The sequence below is a fragment of the Luteitalea sp. genome (assembly GCF_044337415.1).
Taxonomy (GTDB): Bacteria; Acidobacteriota; Vicinamibacteria; order Vicinamibacterales; family Vicinamibacteraceae; genus Luteitalea.
In genome coordinates this window covers 1-17,451 of record NZ_JBIINP010000085.1, presented here as the reverse complement: position 1 = coordinate 17,451, position 17,451 = coordinate 1, and the positions used below count along the sequence as shown (strand labels likewise).

The 17,451-nt window shown below is 70.6% G+C and carries 14 protein-coding genes; 6 read left to right on the top strand and 8 right to left on the bottom strand.

Annotated elements, in window-relative coordinates; all coding sequences use genetic code 11:
* On the top strand, positions 1-888 hold an 888-nt coding region (locus ACIRDX_RS13340), incomplete at its 5' end, for a hypothetical protein (RefSeq protein WP_396625927.1).
* Positions 889-1,128: 240 nt separating this feature from the next.
* Positions 1,129-2,025, top strand: a complete 897-nt coding sequence (locus ACIRDX_RS13335; protein ID WP_396625926.1) for an OmpA family protein — start codon at positions 1,129-1,131, stop codon at positions 2,023-2,025.
* A gap of 74 nt (positions 2,026-2,099) precedes the next feature.
* Here the strand turns inward: ACIRDX_RS13335 and ACIRDX_RS13330 are convergent, their stop codons facing one another.
* From ACIRDX_RS13330 to recQ, 4 genes are all read right to left on the bottom strand, one after another.
* Positions 2,100-3,380, bottom strand: a complete 1,281-nt coding sequence (locus tag ACIRDX_RS13330; RefSeq protein ID WP_396625925.1) for a four-carbon acid sugar kinase family protein — start codon at positions 3,378-3,380, stop codon at positions 2,100-2,102.
* Complete coding sequence (pdxA, locus tag ACIRDX_RS13325; RefSeq protein WP_396625924.1) at positions 3,377-4,405, bottom strand: 4-hydroxythreonine-4-phosphate dehydrogenase PdxA; 1,029 nt, start codon at positions 4,403-4,405, stop codon at positions 3,377-3,379. Before pdxA ends, ACIRDX_RS13330 begins: the two co-directional genes overlap by 4 nt.
* Before the next feature lie 184 nt (positions 4,406-4,589).
* Complete coding sequence (locus ACIRDX_RS13320; RefSeq protein WP_396625923.1) at positions 4,590-8,390, bottom strand: error-prone DNA polymerase; 3,801 nt, start codon at positions 8,388-8,390, stop codon at positions 4,590-4,592.
* A gap of 239 nt (positions 8,391-8,629) precedes the next feature.
* Positions 8,630-10,471, bottom strand: coding sequence for a DNA helicase RecQ (recQ, locus tag ACIRDX_RS13315; protein WP_396625922.1), 1,842 nt, complete (start codon positions 10,469-10,471; stop codon positions 8,630-8,632).
* 234 nt (positions 10,472-10,705) lie between these two features.
* Between recQ and ACIRDX_RS13310 the strand changes: the two genes are divergently transcribed.
* Positions 10,706-11,110: a VOC family protein gene (locus ACIRDX_RS13310; protein ID WP_396625921.1), complete on the top strand. Its 405-nt coding sequence runs from the start codon at positions 10,706-10,708 to the stop codon at positions 11,108-11,110.
* A 97-nt stretch (positions 11,111-11,207) separates the two neighbouring features.
* Here the strand turns inward: ACIRDX_RS13310 and ACIRDX_RS13305 are convergent, their stop codons facing one another.
* On the bottom strand, positions 11,208-11,609 hold the full coding sequence (locus tag ACIRDX_RS13305) for a hypothetical protein (protein ID WP_396625920.1): 402 nt from the start codon (positions 11,607-11,609) through the stop codon (positions 11,208-11,210).
* A gap of 85 nt (positions 11,610-11,694) precedes the next feature.
* Here ACIRDX_RS13305 and ACIRDX_RS13300 point away from each other — a divergent pair, with 85 nt between their 5' ends.
* Both ACIRDX_RS13300 and ACIRDX_RS13295 read left to right on the top strand, forming a co-directional pair.
* On the top strand, positions 11,695-12,288 hold the full coding sequence (locus ACIRDX_RS13300) for a YeeE/YedE thiosulfate transporter family protein (RefSeq protein WP_396625919.1): 594 nt from the start codon (positions 11,695-11,697) through the stop codon (positions 12,286-12,288).
* Position 12,289: 1 nt separating this feature from the next.
* Complete coding sequence (locus ACIRDX_RS13295; RefSeq protein WP_396625918.1) at positions 12,290-12,850, top strand: YeeE/YedE thiosulfate transporter family protein; 561 nt, start codon at positions 12,290-12,292, stop codon at positions 12,848-12,850.
* Positions 12,851-13,022: 172 nt separating this feature from the next.
* Here the strand turns inward: ACIRDX_RS13295 and ACIRDX_RS13290 are convergent, their stop codons facing one another.
* Positions 13,023-14,633 (bottom strand): hypothetical protein, encoded by a 1,611-nt coding sequence (locus ACIRDX_RS13290; protein WP_396625917.1) that lies wholly within the window; start codon positions 14,631-14,633, stop codon positions 13,023-13,025.
* Between the two features lie 87 nt (positions 14,634-14,720).
* Positions 14,721-15,473: a hypothetical protein gene (locus ACIRDX_RS13285; protein ID WP_396625916.1), complete on the bottom strand. Its 753-nt coding sequence runs from the start codon at positions 15,471-15,473 to the stop codon at positions 14,721-14,723.
* Between the two features lie 198 nt (positions 15,474-15,671).
* Between ACIRDX_RS13285 and ACIRDX_RS13280 the strand changes: the two genes are divergently transcribed.
* Complete coding sequence (locus ACIRDX_RS13280) at positions 15,672-16,208, top strand: superoxide dismutase family protein (RefSeq protein ID WP_396625915.1); 537 nt, start codon at positions 15,672-15,674, stop codon at positions 16,206-16,208.
* A 36-nt stretch (positions 16,209-16,244) separates the two neighbouring features.
* Here ACIRDX_RS13280 and ACIRDX_RS13275 read toward each other — a convergent pair whose 3' ends face one another.
* Positions 16,245-17,144 (bottom strand): DNA-3-methyladenine glycosylase family protein, encoded by a 900-nt coding sequence (locus ACIRDX_RS13275; RefSeq protein ID WP_396625914.1) that lies wholly within the window; start codon positions 17,142-17,144, stop codon positions 16,245-16,247.
* Positions 17,145-17,451: the final 307 nt, after the last annotated feature.

Below are 17,451 nucleotides of genomic sequence, written 5' to 3'. Positions count from 1 at the left end.
GTACGGGCCGTCGACGGCCCCGCCGGCGTCGAGGTCCGGCTGCGCAACTTCGGGCGGACGTGGCACTGGACGCCCGGTGTCGATCCGCGCGGAACGCCCGATCCCCTGATTGCCGCGTGCCTCGACGAGGCCGGCGTGCGCGAGGGCGCGTGGGCGATGGAGGTCGGGTCGGTGATTCCGCCCGGGGCGTCGATGGGGACGTCGGCCAGCGTGTGCGTGGCGGTGCTGTCGGCGCTCGCGCGGGCTACCGGCGCCACGATCGGTCCGGCGGAACTCGCACGGCGCGCGCACGCGGTCGAGGCCGAGCGACTCGGCCAGCAGAGCGGCATCCAGGATCAGTGGGCAGCCGCCGCTGGCGGGATCAACCTGATCACGATGGATGCCTACCCGCACGCCCGGTGCGAGGCCCTGGCGATCGCCGACGACACGCGGCAGGCGCTCGACGCGCAGTTGCTGGTGGTGCTGCTCGCCCGCGGCCACGACTCATCGGCAGTGCATCACCTCGTGGTGCAGCAGTTGACCGATGCGGGCGGCAACGATCCGCGACTCGAGGCGTTGCGCCAGTGCGCGTACGCCGGCGCCGACGCCTTGCGCGCCGGCGACCTGCAGGCCTACGGCGCCATCCTGACGCGCAACACCGAGGCGCAGGCGGCGCTCCATCCGTCGCTGGTCAACGACGAAGCGCGCGCGATCATCTCGGCGGTCGCCGGCGCGGACTCGCTGGGCGTGAAGGTGAACGGCGCGGGCGGCGCCGGCGGGTCGCTGACGGTGTTGGCGTCGTCTGCCGAGGCACGCGCCCGTCTCGCCGCGCGCGTGGTGACCGCATGCCCCGGTGCGCGGGTGCTGGATGTCACGCTGGCTGCGGCTGTCGTCGGCGCTACCGGGTAGCGAGACCTCCAGGGAAGAACACTGACCGTCGGGCAAGCCCGACGGCTACGCACCCATCTGCCGGTGGAAAGATCTCGCCCCGTGGCGGCGCCCCGTCGCGGTGTCTGAAACAGGCGCGGGACCGCAGCCGTACTTGATAGTGGTGGACCATGCCCCTGGTCCCTGGCACGCCGCCCGAGACCGACCGCATGGATGCTGCCGCAGGCAGCCCTTCGCGCTGCGGCAAATCGGAGACTCGACATGAAATCGATGGTCGTTGGCGCCCTGGCCCTGTGCCTGTTCGGCACGACTCCGGCTGTTGCCCAGGATGACGCGGAGGGCTGCAAGGACCACCCGCTGTTCACGCGCATGCCCAACATGCGTATCCACGCGTGCTCCAGCAGCCAGTTCGACATGCGGGCCTTCCCGGTCGGTCCGGCCGACAAGGACGGCGAGACCAAGGCCGTGGAAATCGAAGGCCCCGTGGAGTTCCTCCATTACGCGATGAAGGAGGGCGTCACCCCCGCCAGCGGCCTGCAGATCATGCGCAACTTCGAGAACGCGGCGAAGAAAGCCGGGGGCACCATCGAGGGCCAGTGGCCCGGGTGGTGCAAGGCCAAGTACGACGACGGGCGCATGCCGAACATGGGCAACGGGTGCATGAGCTTCGCCCTGACCATGAAGTTCGTGAAGGGCCCCAAGGAGACCTGGGCCTTCCTGATGGCCAGCCAGGACGAGGGGAGCTACGTGATGACGGTCACGCAGCGCGAGGCCATGAAGCAGGACGTCAGCGTCACCGAGATCGCCGACAAGCTCACCAAGGAGGGCTTCATCACGCTCTCGGTGAACTTCGATACCGGCACGGCCACCATCACGCCCGATTCGGCCAAGGTGCTCGACGAGGCGGCCGGGGCGCTGAAGGTCGCCGCAGGACTGAAGGTGGAGGTCGGTGGGCACACCGACAACGTCGGGAAGCCCGACGCGAACCTGACGCTCTCGGACCAGCGCGCGAAGGCCGTGATGGCCGCCCTGATCGAGCGCGGCGTGCCGGCCGCTCGACTCACTGCCAAGGGCTATGGCCAGACCACGCCCGTTGCCGACAACCGCACGGAAGACGGTCGCGCGAAGAACCGTCGGGTGGAACTGGTCAAGAAGTAGCGCCACCGGGCGGCAGACGACGGGGCGTGACTCGTTCACACATGACCACGGCTCGGGTCACGTGCCTTCGCGTCTCAGTCAGCGGCCGCGCCTGGCGCCAGATACGTCACCGCATCGACAAGTGCCCCATCGTCACCGAAGCCGCCGGCCTTGGTGACGATGGCGAGATCCGGATGGCGACCGCCGATCAGCGTTGCCGTGGCGATGCCCGGCTGAAGCTCGCCGGTGAGCCACAGGCTCGTCGAGCCGAGCGCGGCGCAGACAGCCGCGGCCGTATCGCCGCCGGTGAGCACGAGGCCGCTGACGGACACACGCGCGCACACTGCCGCCACGATCGCGGCAAGCCTGGCAGCGACGACGGCGCCGCCGATGTCGACCGCCGGCAGGCCACTCGTCGCCAGGACCGTCACTCGCCCCGCGGCGAGGCCGTCGACAATCCGCGCGGCCGTAGCCGAGGCCTGATCCGCGGCGCCGCTGGTCAGATACGATGCGTCCGGGCTGACGACCAACGCGCCCGATTCGCGGAGTGCTTCCACCTGGGCTGCGGTCGCGGAGTGTCGACTGCCGGTCACCACCAGGACTGGCCCACGTCCTTCGTCCCGTGACGGTAGGGCCGGCTCTCCGAGCCCGGCCCGATCGTCGGACCAGCCCCGCCCCCCCAGCCCCTGCGAGCGTCGATGAGCAAGCGCGCGCGCCAGGCCGGCGGAACCGCAGAGCACGCGCAGCGGTGACGCGAGTGCGGCGGCAGCCAGCATCGCGAGATCGGCGTCGTCCTCGACGTCGGCGATCCACACGCGATCCTCGGCAGCCAGCAGGCGGGCGACATGATCGGTGCCGTGCTGCAGGTCGTCGCGTGAGAGCCGCACCACCCGCTCGGGAGCGTTCGCTCCGAACAGCACTGCGAGATCTGAAGTCGGCACCTCCCCACCGAACGTCGTGGCCTCGAGCGGTACGCCGTTCACGCACTGGCGTCCGCGCACCGTCGTTCTGCCCTGCGCGGGAAAGGCCGGGGCGACGAGCGCGCCACGGACGCCGAGCCCATCCATCACCACGGCGAGTGCCATCACCGGATGACCGCGCAGCGTGGAGTCGATCTTCACGTACCCGCGGGCCGATGCGTCGTCACCGATCCACGTCGAGATGTGGCTCGCACAGCGTCGAGTGGCCTCGTCGCCGTCGTCGGGCGGCAGGGCGCGGGACTCGCTGGTCATCACCAGCACATCAGCGTCGGGCGGAATTGGCGCGTCGGGCGACAGGAGCACCACTGTGCGACGCCCCACGGCCGCGAACGCGGCGCCCGTGTCGGCCGCGCCCGTGAGGTCGTCGGCGAGAAGCGCGAGTCGACTGGTCGTCACGCGCGCGCCGCAGCGTCCTCGCGCGCCCGCACCATCTGCAGGGCGACGTCGATGGCCGCATGCAGGCTGTCGGCACGCGCCTGGCCCGTGCCGGCGATGTCGAAGGCCGTCCCGTGGTCGACCGACGTGCGGATGATGGGCAGGCCGAGGCTCACGTTCACGCCCTCGTCGAACGCCAGCAACTTCATCGGGATGTGTCCCTGGTCGTGGTACATCGCGACGACGATGTCGTAGGCGCCGCGGACGGCGCGCAGGAAGACGGTATCGGGCGGTTGCGGGTCGGAGACGTCGAGCCCGCGGGCCCGGGCGTCCTCGATGGCGGGCACGATCTCGCGCGCCTCCTGGTGGCCGAACAGGCCGCCCTCCCCCGCGTGCGGGTTGAGGCCGGCGACGGCGATACGCGGTGCGTCGACGCCGAGCACGCGGCACGCCTGCGCGGCAAGGTCGATCACTTCGCCAACGCGCTGCCGGGTGACGCGACCGATGGCCTCCTCGAGTGCGACATGGGTGCTGACGTGCACGACCCGGAGCTTCGGTCCGACGAGCAGCATGCTCACCTTGCCAGCCTTCGTGCGGTCAGCGAGCAGTTCGGTGTGTCCGGCGTAGGCGTGGCCACCGAGGTTCATCGCGGCCTTGTTGATGGGCAGCGTGACGATGGCGTCGACCTCGTGCCGACGCGCGAGGTCGCACGCCTCGAAGACGTACTCGACCGACGCACGGCCGCTCGCGGCGCTCACCTGCCCGACGGGACAGTCGTCGGGAGGTGCGTTGGCGAGGTCGAGCACCGTGATGTGCCCGTCGAGGAAGCGTGCGTCAGTTGGTGTGCGCACGACCTCGAAGCGAAGAGCTGGACCCGCCGCGCCGAGGAAGCGAGCCGCGCGCTCCAGGATGCGCGCGTCGCCGACCACCAGCGCGCGACACCGCTCGTGCATCGCCGGGGTCGCGAGTGCCGCGAGCAGGATCTCCGGTCCGACGCCCGCCGGGTCGCCCATGGTGATGGCCAGCAGGGGGCGGAAACGAGACATGCGCAGATTGTCCTACATGCTCGGGGCTGGGGGCTGGGGGCTGGAGAAGGCCCAAGGCTCAGCATCAGGCCCAAGACTCAGGGACCAGGGCTCAAAGAGCATCCCGATTCGGATGTGCATGCAAGGGATCGTTGCGTGCGTGCCTGGATTGCCTGAAGCGGAATGCCTTCTGAGCCGTGAGCCCTCATCGGAAGTCATGCGACGGCGTGCGAAGCTGGTCGCCGCCGAAGGCCATCACGCGCTCGGCGCGCACCGAGGTGACGCCCTCGAGCTGCTGCAGCACGCCCTCCACTACCAGGAACGGTGCGCGCATGACCAGCGCGCGCTGGCGATCGAACACGTCGGGCCGCACGATGATGTTGGCCAGGCCGGCCTCATCCTCGAGCGTCAGGAACACCATGCCCTTGGCCGTACCGGGGCGCTGCCGCGTGATCACCGCACCGGCGACACGCACACGACGTCCGCCGCGCGTGCGCACGAGTTCGTCCGATCGCAACACGCCGCGCAGCCGCAGGTCGGCGCGCCGCAGCGTCATCGGGTGCGGCCCGATCGTCACACCGCTCCCCTGGTAGTCGGCGACGATGCGCTCCATGGGGGTCATGGGGGGTAACGGACTGTCGCCCACCCTGTCGGCAGTCGGCAGTGGGCAGTCGGCAGTCGAAACACCCTCGGCAGTCGGCAGTCCGCCTTCCGCCTTCGCCTGCTCACTGTCCGCCTTCGCCTCCCGATCATCGTCGAGGCTTCGGCGGGACAAGTCGGCCTTGGGCACGGCATCGGGAGTCGGGAATCGGGAATCGGGAGTCGGGAGCGTCTCCTCGGGAGTCGGGAACCCGCCCTTGGCCTGGACCTTCTCGGACGTGAGACCTGAGACCTGCGGCGCCTCCTGAGCCTTGGGCCCTGAGCCTTGTGCCTGTGCCTGAGCCGTGTCCCTGCCCACGCGCACCGGAGGCGCTTCCTCGTCGAGCATCGCGAAGAGGTCGCCCGTGGGCCGCACCACGCGCTCGGCCTCCCACAACGCGCCGCGCCTGTCGGTACCGAAGGCATTGAGCGCGCCGAGGCTCGCCAGCGTGTTCAGTTCGTCGCGCCGGATACCCGTCGCGGCCACCAGGGCGTCGAGGGAGGACCAGCGTACGGGGACGGCCTTCGGCATGCGGCCTTCGGCCTTCGTGGCCGCGGCGGCCGCACCAGTACCCGGAACCCGGTACCCGGTACCCGGCGCCGTGTCCTCCCAATCGTGCGCGCAAACGCCGCAATAGCTGCGACGTCCTTCGCCGTGCACGTCGTGCTCGAACATCGACGGATCATCGGCGCCGCATTTGGGACAGGTCAGCGCATCGTCCTGGGCCGCTGACCGCCGGGCATGCCCGGCGGCTACGTCTCCGTGAGCCGTGAGCCTTGAGCCATTTCCTGAGCCCTGAGCCTTGAGCCCTGAGCCGTCAGCGATCTTCCTGCCGATTTCTTCCCGCAGTCCCTGCACCATGCGGAAGCCGAGGCGCACAGCGCCGTCGTCCATGATGCGGCAGTCCCACTGCGAGTGCTGGACGTCTACCGGCAGGAAGCGCACGCCGTGCCGCTGCGCGTCCTTGATGAGCGTGGCCGGGTGATAGAACCCGAGCGGCTGGTTGTTCAAGAGCGCCGTGTAGAACGCCGCCGGGTAGTACGCCTTCAGGTAGGCGCTCGCATACACGATGAGCGCGAAACTCGCGGCGTGCGACTCGGGGAATCCGTAGAGCGCGAACGACGAGATCGACCGCAGGATCGTCTCGGCCGTCTCGCCCGTGATGCCGCGCTCGGCCATGCCGCTGCGCAGCCGGCCCTCGATCTGCCGCATGCGCGCTTCCGACCGCTTGAACCCCATCGCGCGACGCAGTTCCTCCGCCTCGCCGCCCGTGAACCCCGCCACGACCATCGCCATCCGCAGCAACTGCTCCTGGAACAGCGGCACGCCGAGCGTGCGCTTCAGGATCGGCTCGAGCGACGGGTGCGCGTACACGACGGGTTCGGCGCCCCGGCGACGCGCGAGGTACGGATGCACCATCTGCCCGACGATCGGCCCCGGGCGGATGATCGCCACCTCGACGACCAGGTCGTAGAAGCACGTCGGCTTGAGCCGCGGCAGCGTCGCCATCTGCGCGCGCGACTCCACCTGGAACAGGCCCACCGTATCGGCCTCCTGCAGCATCTGGTACACGACCGGGTCGTCCGGCGGCAGGTGCGCGAGGTCGATGGCCGGCGGCGGATCGGATTCGAGATCCCCACCACGCTCGGCACGCGCCTGCTCGGCCGCCGTCGTGTTGACGATCGTGATGGCCTCCTGCAGCACCGCCAGCATGCCGAGCCCGAGGAGATCGACCTTGACGATCCCCATGTCGGCGCAGTCCTCCTTGTCCCACTGCACCACCACGCGGCCCGGCATGCTCGCCGGCTCGAGCGGCACCACCTCGTCGAGCCGGCCCTGGCACAGCACCATGCCACCGGAGTGCTGCCCGAGATGCCGCGGGATGTCCTGCATCTGCATCCACAGGTCGCCGAACTGGCGGATCTGCGGCAGGTCGGGATCGACGCCGAGTTCGCGCAGGTGCCGCGCCAGCGTGTCCTGCGGATCCTTCCACTCGAAGGGACTCATCACCTTGGCGAGCGTGTCGATCATCTCCGGCGGGCAACCGAGCACCTTCCCCACTTCGCGCGCCGCACTGCGCCCGCGATAGGTGATCACGTTGGCCGTCATCGCCGCGCCGCGATCGCCATAGCGCGTGTAGAGGTACTGGATCGCCTGCTCGCGCCGATCGCCGCTCGGCAGGTCGAGGTCGATGTCGGGCCACTCGCCGCGCTCCTCCGACAGGAAGCGCTCGAACAGCAGTTCCATGCCCACCGGATCGACCGCCGTGATGCCGAGGCTGTAGCACACGGCGCTGTTGGCCGCCGACCCGCGCCCCTGCGCCAGGATGTCCTGCTGCCGACAGTAGTTGACGAGGTCCCAGACGATGAGGAAGTAGCCGGCGAGATCGAGCTTCTCGATCAGGTCGAGCTCGCGCGCGATCTGCCGCCGCGCCTTCTCGGTGAGCGGACGATACCGCCAGTGCGCGCCGGCCTCCGTGATGCGCCGCAGGAACGAGATCTGCGTCTCGCCGTCGGGCACCGGATAGTCGGGGAAGCGGTACCCGAGGTTGGCCAGCGTGAAGTCGAGCCGATCGGCGAGCGTGCGCGTGTTGGCCACCGCCTGCGGCAGGTCACGGAACAGCGCGGCCATCTGCTTCGGCGACTTCAGGTAGCGCTCGGCGTTGGCGGCCAGGCGGCGTCCCGCGTGCTCGAGCGTCGTGCCGTGCCGGATGCACGTGAGCACGTCGTAGAGCGGCCGCGCCTCGGGCGTGGCGAAGCGCACGCCATTGGTGGCCAGGAGCGGCACGCGATAGGCCTCGGCCGCCGACACGAGGATGCGGTTGTCGGCTTCCTCGTCGCGCGCGAGGTGCCGCTGCAGTTCGACGTACACCTGCCCGCGCCCGAACACGCCCACGAGCTGATCGAGCAGGCCGGCCACGCCGTGCCGATCGGCAGCGAGCATCGGCCGCCCGACCACCGCCACGAGCCCGCCGACCTGCCCGTCGAGATCGGCGATGGTGAGCGCGCCCTGCCCTTTTGAAGCCGCCAGCTTCATCCGCGTGACGAGCCGGCACAGGGATCGATACCCCTCGGCCGACGCGACGAGCACCGGCAGGCGCCAGATGAGCGGTGCGTGCAGCGGCGCCCGCGACGGATCGCGTCCCGGCGTGCCCGTCTGCATCGTGAGCTCGGCGCCCACGAGCGCCCGCAGGCCCGCCTTGCGCGCCGCCTGGTAGAACCGCGGCGCCCCGTACACGCCATCGCGGTCGAGCAGCGCGAGCGTGTCGTACCCGAGCGTCTTCGCCTGCTCGACGAGCGCCTCCGGCAGCGAGGCGCCATCGAGGAACGAGAAGGCCGAGGCGGTGTGGAGTTCGATGTAGGACACGGGGAGCGGGTTACGGGTTACGGGGAGCGAGGAGCGGGGACGGGCAGCGGGTTACGGGCCGCGGGTTACGGGGAGCGGATGGCCATCTGCTCTGGGAGTGCCCCCGCTCCCCGCTTCCCGATACCCGATACCCGACAAAGGCAAATAAAAAGCGAAAGCTCTGTCGTCGAAAAAGGCCCCGAGGGCGGGGCCGATGGAGCGACGATAGCGCAGCGAAGAGAAAGCGTAAAGAGGCGAATTTAATCGGTATTTGACGCCCTTATGGCATCGAGGAAGGCGAGCCCCACATCTTCGGCCTTGCGCTGGCCGACCCCATAGATGTCGCGGAGGGCGGCCTCGGTCGTGGGGCGAAGCCGGGCCATTTCGCGCAGGGTGGTGTCGTGGAAGATGACGTACGGGGGCACCCCGCGCCCGCGGGCCAGGCCCAGCCGCACCTCGCGCAGGCGCTCGAACAGCGCACGGTCCACGCCCTCCCACGACTCGGTCTCGACGCGCGACCGCCGTGGCCCCGCATCCTTCGCGCGCCGTTTCTGGCGGAACAACGCGAGCGGCTGGTCGCTGGTCCCGTCGCGCATCAGTTGGCGCCCCTCGGGAGCCAGCACCAGCACCGGATAGTCGCCAGGCGTCTGCCGCAGGTAGCCGAGCGCCGTGAGCTGCTCGATGTAGCCGCGCACCTCGGTCATCGGCACGCCCGCGAACAGCCCGAAGGTGCTCAGCTGCGCGTGCCCTCGCGCGGTCACGGCCTCAGACGCCTTGCCGACCAGCACCGTCGCCACGTGCGCGGCCCCGAACCGCTGCTCCACACGCGCCACGCACGACAGCACCTTCCGCGCGATCGTCACCGCATCGTCCACGAGCTCGAGTTCGCCGAGGCAGACGTCGCAGGCGCCGCAGTCGTCGCGGTCGTAGGTCTCGCCGAAGTACTGCACGAGGTGCCGGTGCCGACACCGCGTGCTCGCGGTGTAGCGCTCGATGTCGCGCAGCAGGCCCTGCGCCGACTCGGTGAGCTCGCCGTTCTTCTCGAGCATCACGCGCCACTTCAGGAAGTCGGCCGCCGACGTGATCAGCACGCACTCGGCCTCGAGCCCGTCGCGGCCCGCGCGGCCCGACTCCTGCTGGTAGTGCTCGAGCGACTGCGGCGCGCCGGTGTGAATCACGAAGCGCACGTTCGAGCGATGGATGCCCATGCCGAAGGCGACCGTCGCGACGACGATGTCGGCGCGTTCGGTGAGGAAGGCCTCCTGGTTGGCCGACCGCTCGTCGGAGGTGAGGCCGGCGTGATACGGCACGGCGCTCCAGCCTTCTTCTTTCAGCCACGCCGCCAGCGCGTCGACCTCCTTGCGCGATGGGCAATAGACGATGCCCGCCTCGCCGCGATGACGACCGAGCACCTCGAGCAGCTGCTTCTTCAGCTGGTCGCGCAGCAGCACGCGATACACGAGGTTGGGCCGGTCGAACGAGCCGACCTCCTCGAGCCCGTCACGCAGGCCGAGCTGCGTCACGATGTCGCGACGCACGCGGCCGGTGGCCGTGGCGGTGAACGCGTGGATGCTCGCGCCGGGCAACTGCGCGCGGATCTCGCCGAGCCGCCGGTACTCGGGGCGGAAGTCGTGGCCCCACTGGCTGATGCAGTGCGCCTCGTCGACGGCGATGAAGCTCACGCCCACCTGCGCGAGCCAGCGCACGAAGCGGTCGCCGCCCTCGCCCACGAGACGCTCGGGCGCAACGTACAACAGCCGCGTGGTCCCCTCGCGCACGCCGCGGGTCACCTCCCGCTTCTGATCCTCGTCGAGGGCGCTGTGATAGCAGGCCGCCGGTACGCCATTGGCAACCAGGCCGTCGACCTGATCCTTCATCAACGAGATGAGCGGCGACACCACCACGGCCAGGCCAGGCCGCAGCAGCGCGGGCGCCTGGAAACAGAGCGACTTGCCGCCGCCGGTGGGCATCACGAGCAGCGAGTCACGACCGGCCAGGATCGCGTCCATCACCGCCCGCTGGTGCGGCCGGAACTGCGTGTAGCCCCAGTACCTGGCGAGGACGTCTTCGAGGGTGGCGGGAACGGCCGCGGTGGAACTCACTTCAGCTGCGATCGTAACTGACCCTGGCAATTTGAAATTGGAAATTTGAAATTGATCGGCGGCTCGGCCTTCGGCCTTCGCTCGCTCGAGGCATCCCGAGGGGCGACGGCGAAGCCGCGCCCCACGAGAATTTCAAATGTCCAATTTCAAATGGCCACTGTCAGACTCGCCCGGCGGGGCCGTCGCATACACTGCCGCGCACGCGAATCGACGCGAGCGGCAGGAGACGTGCGCATGCAGATCAATCCCTACGTGATTTTCAACGGCCAGTGCCGCGAGGCCTTCTCGACCTACGCGCAGTGCCTGGGCGGCGACGTGACGTTCTCGACCTACGGTGAGATGCCCGGCGGCGTGCAGCAGCCCGGCCAGTCGCCCGACCACATCATGCATGCGCGGCTCGAGGCGCACGGCGCCGTGCTGTTGGGCTCGGACGGCCCCGGTGGCGACGGGCCGAAGGACGCGGTGTGGGTGTCGGTGACGCTGCACGACACCGGCGAGGCCGAGCGCATCTTCGCGGCGCTGGCCGAGGGCGGTCACGTGGTGATGCCACTCGCGGAGACCTTCTGGGCGCCCCGCTTCGGCATGCTGAAGGACCGCTTCGGCCTGAGCTGGATGATCAACTGCGAACGGGCCGCTTGAGTTGCGCATGGGGACGGTCGAACCAAGGTTCGACCGCCACGAACATCCGGGTTCGTGGGCGTCGACGTCAGCCACCTCTGTTCGTGGGCGTCGACGTTTACGTCGACGCAGGCGGCGCTGCCGCGTCGCGAGTGCGGAGGAACGACGCGAGGAACAGCGTGCCGAGCAGCAGGTCGACCGTGGCCACCCCCAGAACGGCCGCCGCCACGCGCCCGCCGAGGAACAGCCACAGGGTCGGCAGGAAGAACGCCAGCTTCTCGATGACCGCCACGGGCATCAACGGACGAAACCGCTGCGGATCGCGCGCGATCACGAGGAACGCGAACTGCCACGCGAGCGCGACGCCCACGAACCCGTAGAAATGCTCGGGATGCGTGATCGCGGGCGGAGAGTCGCGCCCGATCTGCGCCTCCATGAAGTACTGCGGCAGCAGGACGATGAGGCCGTAGATGCCGGCCCCCATGAATACGCGTCGCGCGAAGCGCTCTCCGGATGTCACTCAGACAGGTACGCGAGAGACACAGTCGGGTTCCGGGTTTCTCATGCCTCATGCCTCATGCCTCATGCCTCATGCCTCATGCCTCATGTCTCATGCGAAGGCGATACCATCGGCACCGCACAACATGGGCAACCCGCTCACCGCACGTCGATGGTCCCCGTATGCCGCAGGCGCCGGCATCGGCGTCCTGTCCTGGATCACGTTCTGGCTCATGGGCGAGGCGCTCGGCACCTCCACGTCCCTCGCCTCCGCCGCCGGCATGGTCGAGCACATCGTCAACCCGGCCCACGTGCGCGAGACCTCGTACCTGTCGGCGCTCGTCGTGGCCAAGCCGCCATTCGACTGGCAGATGGCGCTCGACGTGATGCTGCCTGTCGGGGCGTTCCTCGCGTGGCGACTGGGCGGAGGCAGCGCCGGGCCATCGATGCCCGACTACTGGCGCCAGCGATTCGGTACGTCGCGTGTGCGGCGCGACGTGGCGGCCTTCCTCGGCGGCGCGCTGATGGTGTTCGGCGCGCGGCTGGCCGGCGGCTGCACGTCGGGCCACTGCATCTCGGGCGGCCTGCAGCTCGCCGTGTCGAGCTTCGTGTTCACCGCGGTGCTGTTCGTCGCCGGCATCGCCACCACCTACCTGCTGTACGGACGGCTGCGCGGCTCCGCGCTGGCCGGGGAGCGCTGACATGGGATTCGAGATGGGCGTCTTCGCTGCCGGGCGCGTGCTGCTCGCCGGCGCCTTGACTGGGCTCGTGTTCGGGTTCCTGCTGCAGAAGGCCGGGATGACGCGGAGCGTGAACATCCTGCGCCAGTTCCTGCTCGAGGACTTCACGATGGTGAAGGTCATGGTGACCGCCATCGTCGTCGGCGGGGTCGGCGTGCTCGGCCTGCACCAGGCAGGACTGGTCGCCACACTGCACGTGAAGGCCACGCTGCTCGGCGCCAACGTGCTCGGGGGCGTGCTGTTTGGCGTGGGCATGGCCGTGTTGGGGCTGTGCCCGGGTACAGCCATCGCCGCCATCGGCGAAGGCAACCGCGACGCCGTCGTGGGCGTGCTTGGCGGCATCGCCGGGGCCGGACTCTACGCCGAGGCGCATCCGTGGTTCGTCGCGCACGTGCTGCCGCTCGGCGCCTGGGGCAAGCTCACGCTGCCGTCGATGACCGGGCTGCCGTGGAGCGTGTGGATGGCCGTGTTCGCGCTGATCGCCGTGCTGCTGGTGCGCAGGTTGCCGGCCACGGCGCACTGATCAGGAACGGTAACAGGCTGCCTGCCTCCCCTGACGTGCCCCTGACCGTCGAGCAAGCTCGACGGCTACGTCCGGACTAGGCAGTCGCCTTCGGCCTTTGTCCTTCTGTTCGTCATTCCCGGCATCGCGGCATCGCGGCATTGGGGAGATCGATTGCCCGCGTCCTGCGCGGTCAATCGATCTCGCCCTCCACCCACCACTGCCCCGTCGCCCGATCCTGGAACACGCGATAGGCCGCACCGGTCTCCAGCGCGACATCCCATTCGTCGCGATCCCAGGCGCCTTCGACCTCGGTGGCCGGTTGCCACCAGGCGCCCGACGACCGCCACGGCCCGGCCGCCTGCACGATGGCGCCGTCTCGGAAGGCCGTATCGCGCGAGCGGATGCCGAAGCGAATGGCCACCGGGATGCGCCCCGATCCCACGACCACCTGCACGGGCCAGGGCTGGCGCAAGCGACGTACGTGATACCCGGCCGTGTCGAGCCAGCCTTCCCGCGCGGCTTCGCGCTCGTCCTCGCGCGCCCGCCCCGCATCGCGCGAGGCGGCCAGGCCGAGCGCCGCCAGCAGGGCCGCAGGGCCATCGTCGGTGCCTTCCACGCCCGATGGCGTGAAGGGCGCCATCGCCACGTCCCCGGGGCGATGGGAATCGACGAGCGCGGGCGCGCCGGTGCGCCCCTGCCCCATCAGGGCGGTGAGCCGGGCCTGCAAGGCCGCGAGCTGGTCGTCGGACGGCAGCGCCTTGCGCAGCAGCGAGAACTGGACGATGCGGCCGGGGACGGGCTCGACGTCGACGGTGACCGCATCGATGGCGGCATGCGGCGGGTGGGCCTCGAGGTCGAGGAGCAGCAGCGTACGCAACACCCGCGCCTCGCGCACCGGCACCGGCAGGTCGATGGTGCGCACGTGCGCCTGGCGATCGGTGAGCCGGAGCGTGAGCCGCACGACGGCGGCGGCGCGGTCGTGTGCCTCGAGCTGCGCGCACAGCGGATCGAGCACGCGCCCGAGCACGAACGAGAGCGGCTCGAGCCCGTCGATGGGCCATTCGAGTTCGAGGGTCTGCGCAAAGGCAACCTCGACGGGCTGCAGGCGGAGCGGCCGCGGCTCGAGCCCCACGGCCAGGCGCTGCAGCCACAGCCCGCGCTCCCCGAGCCGCGCCTGCAGGTCGGCCGCCGGCAGGCGACCGAGCGCGCCACAGGTGGTGATCCCCCAGCGCTGCAGCGTCGCCAGCACATCGGGCCAGGGGCGTCCTGCGGGCATGCGCAGGGGCGCCTCTGCGGTGCGCACCAGTGCCGCGCCGGTTTCCTCGTTGGCGGCCGCAGGCGTCGCCCCCGGGTTCAACAGACCGAGGCCTGCCGACAGCCGGTAGTTGCGCGCCCCGCCGAGGCGACGCACGCGGGCGGGGCCCTCGAGGACGAGGTCGACGCCGGGCACTGCCGCCAGGGCCTCCACGGGCAGCGGTGCCAGCGCCGCGGCGACGTCGCGCCCCGTGACGGTCGACTCGACGCCGGCGCCCGCGAGCACGAGCGCAGCGACCCACGTGGGCGCGATCGCGACCTGCACGACGAGGTCGTGCTCGAGGGCCAGGGTGCGGGCCGCGGCGGCGATGTCGGCCGGGCCGCCGAAGATGCGCTGCAGGCCCGACACGTCGAGCACGATCGCGGCGGCGCCGAAGCACTCCCATCGCGGCGTCATGTCGGCGGCGACGGCCGACAGTCGCGTCAGGAGCTGCTCATGCGTCAGACCGACGGGCGCGGAGGTGAGGTGGAGGGCGGCGAACGTCATGCGTCATGCCTCATGACTCATGCCTCAGAAGGGCTCAGGGCTCAGGCAAAAGGATGAAGGCAGAAGGTTGAAGGTTGAGGGCAGAGCTCAGCCGGCGAGGGCGACCTGGACTTCGCGCGACGGGTCGAGGCTGCGGCTGCCCACCACGCGCAGGGCGCAGTCCATGCCCGCCAGGCGGCAGGCGCGTGGGCTCTCGCCCTCCCAGCGGGGGCGGCCCTGGACGCGGACGGACACGCCGCCGGCGCTGCGCGTGATGGGGTCGGCGCCGAGCACCACCAGCACCGACTCGCGCCCCTCCACCGCCCGGTGCAGGCGCAGCCACGTGGAGGCCGGCACCTGCCGCAGGGCGAACGCCGGCATGTCGCACAGGTCGAGCGCGATGACGCCGAAGCCGCCGGCCTGTGCCACCAGGTGCGCGGCCTTCAGGGCACGCTGCAGCACGGTGTGGGTGAGATCGGGGTCGCCACGCCGGGGCCGGATCGCCAGCACGCCCGGCGACAACGGCATCCCCCGCACCCACAGCACGTGCGACAGCCGCACGCCGGCCGCCGCCGCCCCGGCCGGATCACCGCGATCCACCGTGTCGATCCAGGCCGCGACGTCGCCACGGGTGGTCGCGGCCGCCAGGGTGGAGACGAGCACGCGCGTCCGCCCCGAGGAGGCCGGCCCGACGATCTCGGAGACATGGCCGCGGGGCCACCCGCCGCCGAGCGTCGTGTCGAGTTCAGGCAGCCCCGTCGACAGCAGCCCGGTGGCGGGCACCCGCCCGGCCAGGGTGCCGTCGAGCCGACGAGCCTGCAGCAACGCTTCGAGGTGGGCGCGTGAGCGTGGGAGCGACATTCGATTTTGTTTCGCCTCCTGGGAAGCGTACCACCTCGACGGACCGGGGACAACCTCGGGCGTGTGCATGACTCCCGGACGGGCGTGGCGCACGAGTCTGACAGCCGGACGCGCGTGGACGGGATGGCGCGGTAAGGCATCATGGGAGCGACATCATTTCCGTCCGGACTGCCGGACGCTTCGAAAGGACCCTCACCCATGCGACGTCAATTCGCCATCATCCTCGGCGCGGCCGCGATCATCGCGACCGGCCTCGTCGGCGCGGCCCAGGCGCCGAAGATGCTCCACGTGAACCTGCAGGACGGCAAGGGGCAGTCGGTCGGCATGGCCATGATCACGTCGGCCAAGGAGGGCGTCTCGATCGCGCTCTCGCTCTCGAACCTGCCGGCCGGCGATCACGCCATCCACGTGCACGCGGTTGCCAAGTGCGAGGGTCCGGCCTTCACGTCGGCCGGTCCGCACTTCAACCCGGCGACCAAGCAGCACGGCCTCGAGAACCCGAACGGCCACCACGCCGGCGACATGCCCAACATCACCGTGGGCGCCGACGGCACGCTGCAGAAGACCATCACCAACACCGCCGTCACCCTCGGCGAGGGCGCGAACTCGCTGTTCACCAACGGCGGCACCGCGCTCGTGATCCACGCCAAGGCCGACGACCTCAAGACCGACCCGGCGGGCAACGCCGGTGACCGCATCGCCTGCGGCACGATCACGGCTGCCGGCGCGCACTAGGCATTGGTCATGACTCATGCCTCATGCCGCATGACTTCATGAGTCATGGCGCATGAGGCATGACTCCCACAACACCTGCGCCGCGTAGGCCCGGTGCGGGCGCCAGGCCTCGGCGCGGGCCAGCAGGTCGGCCGGCGACGGGCGCACGCCCGCAGCATCGGCCGCGCCGCGCAACAACCCCACATCGCTCGCGGGAAACGCGTCGGGATGCCGCAGCGCCCGCAAGGCGATGTACTGCGCCGTCCACTCGCCGACGCCCTTCACGCCGCGCAAGCGCGTGACGATGGCCTCGAGGGACTCGTCGGGCGTCCAGAGGTCGTCTGAGTCGCTGGCCGCTTGCGCGAGGGCGATGACGGTCGCGCGCCGCAACGCCGGCACCCGCAGCGGTGACAGATCGGCCGCCAGCACCTCGGCCGCCGTCGGAAAGACGCGTGTCAGGCCCGCGCGCGCCAGGCCGGCGGGCATGTCGGGGCCCGCCAGTCGCGCCACGGTGCTGACGAGCGCCCGGGCCGCCCGCACAGTCACCTGCTGGCCCAGCACCGCACGCACCGCGAGCTCGAAGGGTTCCCAGCCCCCGGGCACGCGCACGCCTGGATGACGCGCCAGCATGGCCGCCATCCACGGGTCGGTCCCCAACGCGGCCGACACCACGGCCAGATCGCGCTCGAGATCGAACACCCGCACGACGTGGGCCGCCAGCGCCTCGCCTGGCACCGGCCCATCGGCCACCGCATCGACGTCCAGGCACGCCGACGCCACGCGTGGCCTGACCTCGATCACGCCGCGGACATCACCGATGCGCCACGTGCGCTTGTAGCTCCCACCAGTCACCTCCTCCACATCGTCGAGCGCCCGGGCCGCGAGCCACGCCTGCATCGCGGGCCAGTCGTAGGGCCCGGCCCAGGCCTGGGTCCAGCGGAGTCGCGTGTGGGACACGCCACAGCCTCGCACGCCGGGAGGCGGGCGACCATCCGGTTTCCACGCGCGACCTCGTCGCGGGTCGCGCCCGCCGTGGGTGCGGGTGCCGCGCGCCGGACATGGCGCCCCGAGTGTCCCGGCATCGCGGCAGTGCGACGCGGGTCCTGCAACACGGGGCGCGCACCGTGTAGGATCGCCAACACACCATGAACGCTGTCTCGATCTTCAACGACGTCATCGGCCCGGTGATGCGCGGGCCGTCGAGTTCGCACTGTGCCGCGGCGCTCCGGATCGGCCGACTCGCTCGCGACCTCATGGCGGGCGA